The sequence below is a fragment of the Streptomyces bohaiensis genome (genome assembly GCF_012033785.1).
Lineage (GTDB): Bacteria > Actinomycetota > Actinomycetes > Streptomycetales > Streptomycetaceae > Streptomyces > Streptomyces bohaiensis.
In genome coordinates this window covers 21,514-31,187 of record NZ_JAAVJC010000032.1, presented here as the reverse complement: position 1 = coordinate 31,187, position 9,674 = coordinate 21,514, and the positions used below count along the sequence as shown (strand labels likewise).

Annotated in this window: 8 protein-coding genes; 6 read left to right on the top strand and 2 right to left on the bottom strand. The window is 71.7% G+C overall.

From position 1 onward, the window contains the following. From murJ to trxA, 6 genes are all read left to right on the top strand, one after another. The coding region (murJ, locus tag HCN52_RS06720; RefSeq protein WP_168087431.1) for a murein biosynthesis integral membrane protein MurJ at positions 1-1,990 on the top strand (1,990 nt) is incomplete at its 5' end. Between the two features lie 117 nt (positions 1,991-2,107). Next, on the top strand, positions 2,108-3,835 hold the full coding sequence (locus HCN52_RS06715) for a protein kinase family protein (protein WP_168087430.1): 1,728 nt from the start codon (positions 2,108-2,110) through the stop codon (positions 3,833-3,835). Positions 3,836-3,975: 140 nt separating this feature from the next. Beyond that, positions 3,976-4,722 (top strand): RNA polymerase sigma factor SigM, encoded by a 747-nt coding sequence (gene sigM, locus HCN52_RS06710; protein WP_168087429.1) that lies wholly within the window; start codon positions 3,976-3,978, stop codon positions 4,720-4,722. Beyond that, the gene (locus HCN52_RS06705; RefSeq protein WP_168087428.1) at positions 4,719-5,723 is read left to right on the top strand and encodes an anti-sigma factor family protein; all 1,005 of its coding nucleotides are present in this window, start codon (positions 4,719-4,721) and stop codon (positions 5,721-5,723) included. Before sigM ends, HCN52_RS06705 begins: the two co-directional genes overlap by 4 nt. 227 nt (positions 5,724-5,950) lie before the next feature. Further along, positions 5,951-6,907, top strand: coding sequence for a thioredoxin-disulfide reductase (gene trxB / locus HCN52_RS06700; protein WP_168087427.1), 957 nt, complete (start codon positions 5,951-5,953; stop codon positions 6,905-6,907). 60 nt (positions 6,908-6,967) lie between these two features. Beyond that, positions 6,968-7,297 carry a thioredoxin gene (gene trxA / locus HCN52_RS06695; RefSeq protein WP_168087426.1) on the top strand — a complete coding sequence of 110 codons (330 nt, stop codon included), beginning with the start codon at positions 6,968-6,970 and terminating at the stop codon, positions 7,295-7,297. Between the two features lie 86 nt (positions 7,298-7,383). Here trxA and HCN52_RS06690 read toward each other — a convergent pair whose 3' ends face one another. Both HCN52_RS06690 and HCN52_RS06685 read right to left on the bottom strand, forming a co-directional pair. After that, positions 7,384-8,514 carry a ParB/RepB/Spo0J family partition protein gene (locus tag HCN52_RS06690; RefSeq protein WP_168087425.1) on the bottom strand — a complete coding sequence of 377 codons (1,131 nt, stop codon included), beginning with the start codon at positions 8,512-8,514 and terminating at the stop codon, positions 7,384-7,386. Beyond that, entirely contained in the window at positions 8,511-9,563 is a 1,053-nt protein-coding gene (locus HCN52_RS06685) for a ParA family protein (RefSeq protein WP_280923884.1), read from the bottom strand. Before HCN52_RS06685 ends, HCN52_RS06690 begins: the two co-directional genes overlap by 4 nt. Between the last annotated feature and the right edge of the window lie 111 nt (positions 9,564-9,674).

Genomic DNA, 9,674 nt, shown 5'->3' with positions numbered 1-9,674 from the left:
GCCTCGGCTCGCGCCGCCGCCGGGCGCCGCGGGCCCGGGCGGTCACGGCGGCTACCCGGCGGAGCCCCACGGCCCGACCGGTTTCGGCGCCGCCCCGGTCCCCACCCCCGGCGGCTCCGACGATCGCTACCAGGCCGGCGACCACGGCGGGCCGTCGGACCCGTACGACACGGGGCGGGACGACCACCGGGGCGGGCAGGCCCCCGCGGGGGAGCGCGACGCCTTCGCCAACCTCTACCGCGACCAGCAGACCGGTCCGCGCGCCGGCGCCACGGCCGCGCCCGCCGTCCCCGGCCCCGCGCAGAGCGCACCGGAGGCGGCGGGGGAGAGCACGCCCGCGCCGCGCAAACCGGGCAAGGCCGCGAGCATTCTCAAGTCCAGCGCCATCATGGCTGCCGGCACGCTGGTCTCCCGCGCCACCGGCTTCATCCGCCAGCTGATCCTCGTCGCCGCGCTGGGCGCCGCCGTCCTCGGCGACACCTACGCGGTGGCCTGGGCGCTGCCCTCGATGATCTACATCCTCACCATCGGCGGCGGACTCAACTCGGTCTTCGTCCCCCAGCTCGTCCGGTCGATGAAGAACGACGAGGACGGTGGCGAGGCGTACGCCAACCGGCTGCTGACGCTCGTCATGGTCATCCTCGCGGTGCTGGTGATCGTCTCCGTGGTGATCGCCCCGTGGCTGATCCGGATGATGTCACCGAAGATCGCCGGTGACCCCGCCGCGGGCGAGGTCGCCATCGCCTTCGCCCGCTACTGCCTGCCCACCATCTTCTTCATGGGCGTGCACGTGATCATGGGGCAGATCCTCAACGCGCGCGACCGCTTCGGGCCGATGATGTGGACGCCCGTCCTCAACAACATCGTCGTCATCTTCACCTTCGGCATGTTCATCTGGGTCTACGGCACCCAGAGCAGCTCCGGCCTGTCGGCCGAGTCCATCAGCGGCGACGGCATCCGGCTGCTGGGCATCGGCACCCTGCTGGGACTGACCGTGCAGGCGCTCGCGATGATCCCGTACCTGCAGGCCACCGGGTTCCGCATCCGCCCGCGGTTCGACTGGGTCGGTCACGGCATGGGCAAGGCCATGAAGCTGGCCAAGTGGACGGTGCTGTTCGTCCTCGCCAACCAGGTCGGGCTGGTCGCGGTCTCCCAGTTCTCGACCTGGGCCGGTGCCAACGCCGAGGCCGCCGGGTACCCCGGCACGGGTTTCATCGCCTACAGCAGCGCGCTGCTCATCTGGCAGATGCCGCAGGCCATCATCACCGTCTCCATCATGGCGGCCCTGCTGCCGCGCATCTCGCGCTCCGCGGCCGACGGCGACAACGCCGCCGTGCGCGACGACCTCTCGCACGGGCTGCGGACCTCGGCCGTCGCCATCGTTCCCATCGCCTTCGCGTTCCTCGCCCTCGGCGTGCCGATGTGCACCCTGCTGTTCGGCTCGGCGGGCGAGGAGGGGGCGCGCTCCTTCGGCTACATCCTGATGGCGTTCGGCCTCGGGTTGATCCCGTTCTCCGCCCAGTACGTGGTGCTGCGTGCGTTCTACGCCTACGAGGACACCAAGACGCCGTTCTACAACACCGTGGTGGTCTCCGCGGTGTGGATCGCGCTGTCGGCCGCCTCGTTCGTCCTGCTGCCGGACCGCTGGGTCGTCGCCGGTATCGCCTTCAGCTACGGCATCGCCTACGGCGTGGGCGTCGCCATCGCGTGGCGGCTGCTGCGGAAGCGCATCGGCACCGACCTGGACGGCGCGCGGGTGGTCCGCACCTACATCCGGCTGTGCGGCGCCGCGATCCCGGCCGCGGCGCTGGGTGGCGCGGCGGGCTACGCCCTCACCCAGACGCTCGGCTACGGCATGGTGGGGTCGCTCGCGGCCCTGGTCGGAGGCTCGGTCGTCCTGCTGGCGGTGTTCTACGTCGCGGCGCGGAAGATGCGCATCGAGGAGCTCAACGCCATGGTCGGCATGGTGCGCGCACGACTCGGGCGCTGATCCCGTACAACCTCCGTCCACCAGTACGTGTCGTGCAGGGTGCCGGAGGGACGGCACAATTGGGTGGGTCAGTACTCGTCAGCGGCTGCGGCCAGGACCGGGGAGGCGGAATCGACGGTGGCGGAACGGATCACGGCCGCGGACGCATCGAAGATCTCCGGAGAGGCCGCCACCAGCGGTGACACCGCCCCGAGCCCCGAGCCGGAGCGCTCGGGGCGGCCCGCGACCGCTGCGGGCACCGCCCCGCAGAGCGGGCGGAAGCAGCGGAAGCGGAGTGACGCCGAGCGCTCGTTCACCGACCTCCACAGCGGCCACAAGCTGGCCAAGCGGTACCGGTTGGAGGAGTGCATCACCCGTCTGGACGGGTTCAGCAGTTGGCGTGCGGTGGACGAGAAGCTCAGACGGGCCGTCGGGGTGCACGTCCTTCCCGCCGACCACCCCCGCAGCGCCGCGGTGCTGGAAGCGGCCAGGTCCACCGCGCTGCTGGCCGACGCACGGTTCGTCCAGGTGCTGGACGCCGATCGCCACGGCGACCTCGTCCACGTGATCCACGAATGGCTGCCCGACGCCATCCCGCTCTCCACGCTGCTGCAGACAGGAGCGCTGGAGGCCCACGAGACGTACGAGATGATCCGGCAGGTGTCCGCCGGCATGGCCGCCGCCCACCGCGCCGGTCTCGCCCACCTGCGCCTCACGCCCGGCACGGTGCTCCGCACCGGTGCCGGGCTGTTCCGCATCCGGGGTCTGGCGGTGGACGCCGCGCTCCGGGGCATCACCGCCGCCCATCCGCAGCGGACCGACACCGCGGCGGCGGGGGCGCTGCTCTACGCCGCGCTCACCCAGCGGTGGCCCTACCCCGACGGCGCCTACGGGCTTCGCGGGGTCGCCGGCCTCGATCGCAACTCGCGCGACTCCCTCGCCACCCCGGAGCAGGTGCGGGCCGGGGTCCACCGCGGGCTGTCCGACCTCGCCATGCGGGCGCTGGTCAACGACGGCGCGACGGCCGCCAGCGAGAAGCCGCCGTGTGTCACCGCGATCGACCTCATCGCCGCGCTGGACGAGATGCCGCGCATCCGTCCGCCCGAGACCGAGACCGAGCTGGTCGGCGGCTACCAGCCCACCACCTACCAACAGGGCACCTACGCGGGCGGCCCCCGCGTGCCCGCCATGCACGGACCGCTGCCCCTCGGCCCGGCGGCGCCGCCCGCCCTGCCCGGTCGCATGGGAAGCGCGTTGAAATGGGGGGTCTCCGCGCTGCTGATCGCCGCACTCGGCCTCGGGAGCTGGCAGATCGCCGATGCCCTGATGGGGAGCGACACCCCCGCCTCCACCCCGTCGCCGCCCGGCCAGCCGCGCCCGGAGGCGCCGGGGGCCGAAGTGCCGGGCCAGGTCGGCTCCGGCCCGCTGCCCGTGGTCTCGGTCCGCGACTTCGATCCCTTCGGCGAGACCGGATCGCAGAACCCGGACGCGGCCTCCTACGTGATCGACGGCGATCCGAGCACCTTCTGGCACACCCGGAACTACTTCGGTCCCGGCTTCGGCAACCTCAAGCCCGGCCTCGGCCTCATCCTGGATCTCGGCGAACCGCAGCAGGTCTCCTCGGTGACCGTCGACGCGATCGGCAGCCACTCCATGCAGCTGCTGGCCGCCGACGCTTCGGCGACCAGCGCGCCGACCAGCTTCGGGGAGTTCTCCGCGGTCGCCGAGGGAGCCGGCGCCTCGGTGACCCTCACCGCGACGGACGAGGTGGAGTCCCAGTACCTTCTGGTGTGGCTCACCGAGCTGCCCCGCGGCGACGACGGGAACTACCGTGGCCGCATCACCAACGTCACCGTGTCCAACTAGAACAGCCGACGTCCACCGGCCGACCCCGTCGGAACGGTCCACGGCACCGATCCGAACCGGTCGCGCCTCAGCGGCGCCACCCGCCTCGTACTCGGCCCGCGGTACGGACCTCTCGCTGCCGCCGAAGGGAGCCCGGCCGGGTGCCATCCGACGAAGAGCTCCTCGCACGCCATGTGGCCGGGGACCCCGATGCCTTCGGTGAGATCGTCCGACGCCACCGCGACCGCCTCTGGGCCGTCGCCCGCCGCACCCTGAGCGACCCCGAGGAGGCGGCCGACGCCGTGCAGGACGCGCTGGTCTCCGCCTACCGCGCCGCAGGGGCGTTCCGTGGCCAGGCGGCGGTGACGACCTGGCTGCACCGCATCACGGTCAACGCCTGCCTGGACCGGGCGCGCAAGGCGAAGACCCGCCGGGCGACCAGCATGCCGGAGCAGGAGCGCCTGGAGGCGCTGCTGGAGCCCCACGAGTCCGCCGCCGTGCCCGCCGAACGCCACGACCTGCGTCGCGAGCTCCGGGAGGCGCTCGACTCGCTCCCGCCGGAACAACGCGCAGCACTGGTGCTGGTGGACATGGAGGGGTACCCCGTGGCGGAGGCTGCCGAGATCCTCGGAGTACCGGTCGGCACCGTCAAGAGCCGCTGCGCCCGTGGTCGCGCGCGGCTGCTGCCCGCAGTGCGGCACCTGCATCCACGGGGCCCAGCGGCCGGGGCGGACGACAGCCCGCGGGCCGGCTCACCCCCGTCCGACGGAGCGGGGGACGCCGCGGCGGGCACACCGCCCACCCGGCGGCCGGGGAGCACACGGAACCGGACAACGGAGCCGTCCGTCCCACCAACGAGAGACACCGGAGACACCGGAGCGATCCAGGGCGGAGGTGGACGTCAGTGAGTGAAGCACATCCCGATCCCGTGGAGCTGGCAGCGCTCGGCGAGGACCTCCTCGACCCCGCGGAGTCCGCGGCGGTGCGGGAACACCTCGCCGACTGCCCCAGCTGCACCGCGATCCTCGCGGACCTGGAGACCCTCCGCACGGAGCTTCCGCTGCTCGACCCGCCCGAGCCGATGCCCGAGCGAGTCGTCCGACGCATCGACGCGGCTCTCGCCGCGGAGCGGGACGCTGTTTCACGTGAAACGGCACCGCCGGCCGCGCTCTCCCAGGACGCGGCTCCCCTCTCCGCCACCACCGGGGGCGGTTCGACGTCGGCGGACGGTGCGCGGCCACCGACCGCCACGCCGTCGCCCGCGCTCCGGCCACCGCGCCGCCGTCACTACCTGCTGGCTGCCGTCGGCGCGGTGATCGCGCTCGGAGCCGGCGGCCTCGTCGCCCAGAGCCTCGGCGCCGGCGAGGACGGCCCCGAGGTCGTGGCCGGCGCGGCGGAGAGCGGCGCGGCCGACGAGCCGGAGATGTTCTCCGAGCAGATCGACTCCGAAGCCCTGGAGACCGAAGTACAGGAGCTGCTCACCACGCCTTCCGACGGGGCTGGGGACGAGCGTGCGGAATCAGCTGAGCCCTCTGCCCGTCCGCCGGAGGCGGACACCGGCAGAGACGTCCCGCCCTCCGCGGGGCCCTCCACGGAGGCCCCCGCGGAGGATCTCACCACCCAGGGCGGCGTCCCCGGCACCGAGGAACAGGCAGAGGCGTTCGGTGAGAGCTCGCCCGCGCACAGCACCGCGCCCGAGTGCGTGCTGGCCGCCACCGGCCGCCAGGACCAGCCGCTCGCCGTCGCCGACCACTACGCGTACGAGGGCGTCGACTCGTATGTCCTCGTACTGCCGGACCGCCAGGACGAGGAGTCGGTGGACGTCTTTGTCGTGGATGCGGCCTGCGCGGTCGAGCAGCCGACCGAGGCGGGTGTGGTCCTGCACGCCGACACCTACCCCCGGACCTGAGAGCAGCCGTTCCGGGGCGACTCCCTGCGGTGGGCGGCACGACGCTGTCGCGACCCCGCGGGGGGAACGGGCGTGCGGGGGTGACACGCTCCGGGGCGACCGAGCCGGACCGGGCCGGTGCCGGGAATGATCGGGGCCCTAGGATCCGTTATGGGACTGCGGGCCCTGACCGGGGTCGGCAAGCAGGACCCGTGACCCGAGAACTCAGCAGACAAGGATGAGGCCCTGTGAGCGATGTCCGCAATGTGATCGTCATCGGTTCCGGCCCGGCCGGCTACACGGCAGCGCTGTATGCAGCGCGTGCCTCGCTGAAGCCGCTGGTCTTCGAAGGCGGTGTCGCCGCAGGCGGTGCGCTGATGACGACCACGGAGGTCGAGAACTTCCCCGGCTTCCGCGAGGGGATCATGGGGCCGGACCTCATGGACAACATGCGTGCCCAGGCTGAGCGCTTCGGCGCCGAGCTGATTGCGGACGACGTCGTCGCGGTGGACCTCAGCGGCCCGGTGAAGCGGGTCACCGACAGCGTGGGCACCGTGCACGAGGCGCGTGCCGTGATCGTCACCACCGGTTCGCAGCACCGCAAGCTCGGCCTCCCCCGTGAGGACGAGCTGTCGGGCCGCGGCGTCTCGTACTGCGCCACCTGTGACGGCTTCTTCTTCCGTGAGCACGACATCGTGGTGGTGGGCGGCGGCGACACCGCGATGGAGGAGGCCACCTTCCTCTCCCGGTTCGCCAACACCGTCACCATCGTGCATCGGCGGGACACCCTGCGTGCCTCCAAGGCCATGCAGGAGCGGGCCCTCGCCGACCCCAAGATCAAGTTCATCTGGAACAGCGAGGTCGCCGAGCTCCACGAGGAAAACAGCAAGCTCACCTCGCTGACCCTGCGGTCCACCACCACGGGTGAGACCTCCGAGCTGCCCGCCACGGGGCTGTTCGTCGCGATCGGCCACGACCCGCGCGTCGAGCTCTTCAAGGACCAGCTCCACCTCGACGAGGAGGGCTACCTCAAGGTGGACTCCCCCTCCACGCGGACCAACATTCCGGGGGTCTTCGCCGCCGGCGACGTCGTCGACCACACCTACCGGCAGGCCATCACCGCCGCCGGCACCGGATGCTCCGCCGCGCTGGACACCGAGCGCTACCTCGCAGCGCTGGTGGACGCGGAGACCATCGAGGTCTGAGCAGCACCCTGCACCACCGAAACAGCCACCACCCCCACCGCACCGAAGGAGATCACCACCATGGCTGATGCCACCATCACCGTGACCGACGCCGACTTCGCCGAGAAGGTCCTCAACAGCGACAAGCCGGTGCTCGTCGACTTCTGGGCGGCCTGGTGCGGCCCGTGCCGCCAGATCGCCCCCGCGCTGGAGGCCATCGCCGGCGAGCAGGCCGAGAAGATCGTCATCGCCAAGCTCAACGTGGACGAGAACCCCGAGACGGCTGCGAAGTACGGCGTGATGTCGATCCCCACGATGAACGTCTACCAGGGCGGCGAGGTCGTGAAGACCATCGTCGGCGCCAAGCCGAAGGCCGCGATCGAGAAGGACCTCTCCGACTTCATCGGCTGAGGCACCTCGCTTCGCCCACCCCGGGCAGCAGCAGGGCCGGGCTGTTTCACGTGAAACAGCCCGGCCCTGTGTCGTATCCGCTCCCGTCAGGACGTGCTCTCGCCGCCGGGCTCCTTCAGCTGGTCGCCGAGCACCCGGCCCTCACCGGGTGCCAGCTGGCCCAGAATGCGCTCCAGGTCCTCCATGGACGCGAACTCCACGACCAGCTTCCCCTTCTTCTGCCCCAGGTCGACCTTCACCCGGGTCTCGAAGCGGTCGGAGAGCCGACCGGCCAGGTTCTCCAGCGCAGGCGAGACACGCTTGCCCGCACGCGGCCCGCGGCTCTTCGGACGCGTGCCCTCCTCCAGGGAGACGATCTCCTCGATCGCGCGCACGGAGAGGCCCTCGGCCACGATGCGATGCGCCAGTCTGTCCTGCGTCTCCGCGTCCTTCACCGAGAGCAGTGCGCGAGCGTGGCCGGCGGAGAGAACCCCCGCTGCCACGCGTCGCTGCACGGTGGGAGACAGCCCCAGTAGCCGCAAGGTGTTGGTGACCTGCGGCCGGGAACGTCCGATCCGGTCCGCGAGTTCCTCATGGGTGCAGTTGAACTCCCGCAGCAACTGGTCGTAGGCCGCGGCTTCCTCCAGCGGGTTCAACTGGGCGCGGTGCAGGTTCTCCAGCAGTGCGTCCAGCAGCAGCCGGTCGTCCTCGGTGGCCCGAATGATGGCGGGGATCGCCTCAAGCCCCGCCTCCCGACAGGCGCGCCACCGGCGTTCGCCCATGATCAGCTCAAAGCGCTCGCCGCCCAGCGACCGGACCACGACCGGCTGCAGGAGCCCCACCTCCTTGACCGAGGTGACCAGCTCCGCCAACGCGTCCTCGTCGAAGACCTCGCGCGGCTGCCGCGGGTTGGTGGTGATGGAGTCCAGCGGCAGTTCGGCGAACATGGCGCCCGCCACCGTGCTGCCGGTGGCCACGTCCTGCCAAGAGGACGCGTCCTCCACCGCCCCCGTGGCGTCCGCCTCGGGCACCGACTCGGACGACAGCTCCGACGACGCCGCCTCGGAGGCCGCCGACTCCGCGATCACCGACGCGGCGACACCGCGCTCGGCCGGCAGCACCGGGACGGCGCTGGGCGAGGTGGGCCCGGCAGTGGTGGAGACGTCCTCCGTGCTGCGCGGCGCAGCCGGGATCAGCGCGGCCAACCCTCGTCCCAGCCCTCTGCGTCGTTCGGTCACAGCTTCCCCTCGCTCGCTTCCTGGTGCTGCGAGCCAGTGCCCCGCAGCGCGATCTCCCGGGCCGCCTCCAGGTAGGAGAGCGCACCGCTGGAACCCGGATCATAGGTGAGGACCGTCTGCCCGTAGCTCGGGGCCTCGGAGATGCGAACCGACCTGGGGATGTTGGTCCGCAGCACCTCCTTTCCGAAGTGGCTGCGCACCTCCTCCGCCACCTGGGATGCCAGGCGGGTGCGGCCGTCGTACATCGTCAACAGGATCGTCGACACGTGCAGCTCGGGGTTGAGGTGGCCTCTCACCAGCTCCACGTTGCGCAGCAGCTGGCCCAGTCCCTCCAGCGCGTAGTACTCGCACTGGATCGGGATGACGACCTCGGTACCCGCCACCAGGGCGTTGACCGTGAGCAGTCCGAGGGAGGGCGGGCAATCGATGAAGACGTAGTCGAGCGGCTGCTCGTACTTGCTGATCGCCCGCTGCAGCCTGCTCTCGCGAGCCACCAGGGAGACGAGCTCGATCTCGGCGCCGGCAAGGTCGATGGTCGCGGGGGCACAGAACAGCCCCTCGACGTCCATCACCGGCTGGACCACCTCGGAGAGCGGGCGGCCCTCGACGAGTACGTCGTAGATCGATGGAATGTCGGCGTGGTGGTCGATCCCCAGCGCGGTCGAGGCGTTGCCCTGCGGGTCGAGGTCCACCACCAGCACCCGGGCCCCGTGCAGCGCCAGCGAGGCGGCGAGGTTGACCGTTGTCGTGGTCTTCCCGACTCCACCCTTCTGGTTGGCGACGATCATGGTGCGGGTCTCTTGGGGGCGAGGCAGCGCCCCACCGGTCCGGTGCATGGCCGCGACCGCCAGTTGTGCGGCACGGCTGGCCGGCAACCCGTTGCCACCCGGCGCGGCTCGTGCCACGTCGACGGCGCCGCCGGGGGCGTCGGGCTGCTCGGATCGGGGGCCGGGGACCGGGTCGGCCGTCGGCCCAGCAATGTTGGCGTCTGACCGCAAGGGTTCACTCTCCTCGACACTCACAGTCTTCGTGGTTTCAAAGACTGCCATGTCGGTGGTGCTCTGAACCAGCGAGCCCCGCCTACGTGTGGACAACGGCCGCGCCGGGGAGGGGTCGCCACCCTGCCCCCGTGCTGCGGCGTTCCGCTCTCTCGGTCCGGC

What these genes read in the sequence shown, in the direction of transcription:
- trxA (WP_168087426.1), top strand. Translation starts at nt 6,968, where the DNA reads ATGGCTGATGCCACCATCACCGTGACCGACGCCGACTTCGCCGAGAAG.
- HCN52_RS06685 (WP_280923884.1), bottom strand. Translation starts at nt 9,563, where the DNA reads ATGGCAGTCTTTGAAACCACGAAGACTGTGAGTGTCGAGGAGAGTGAA.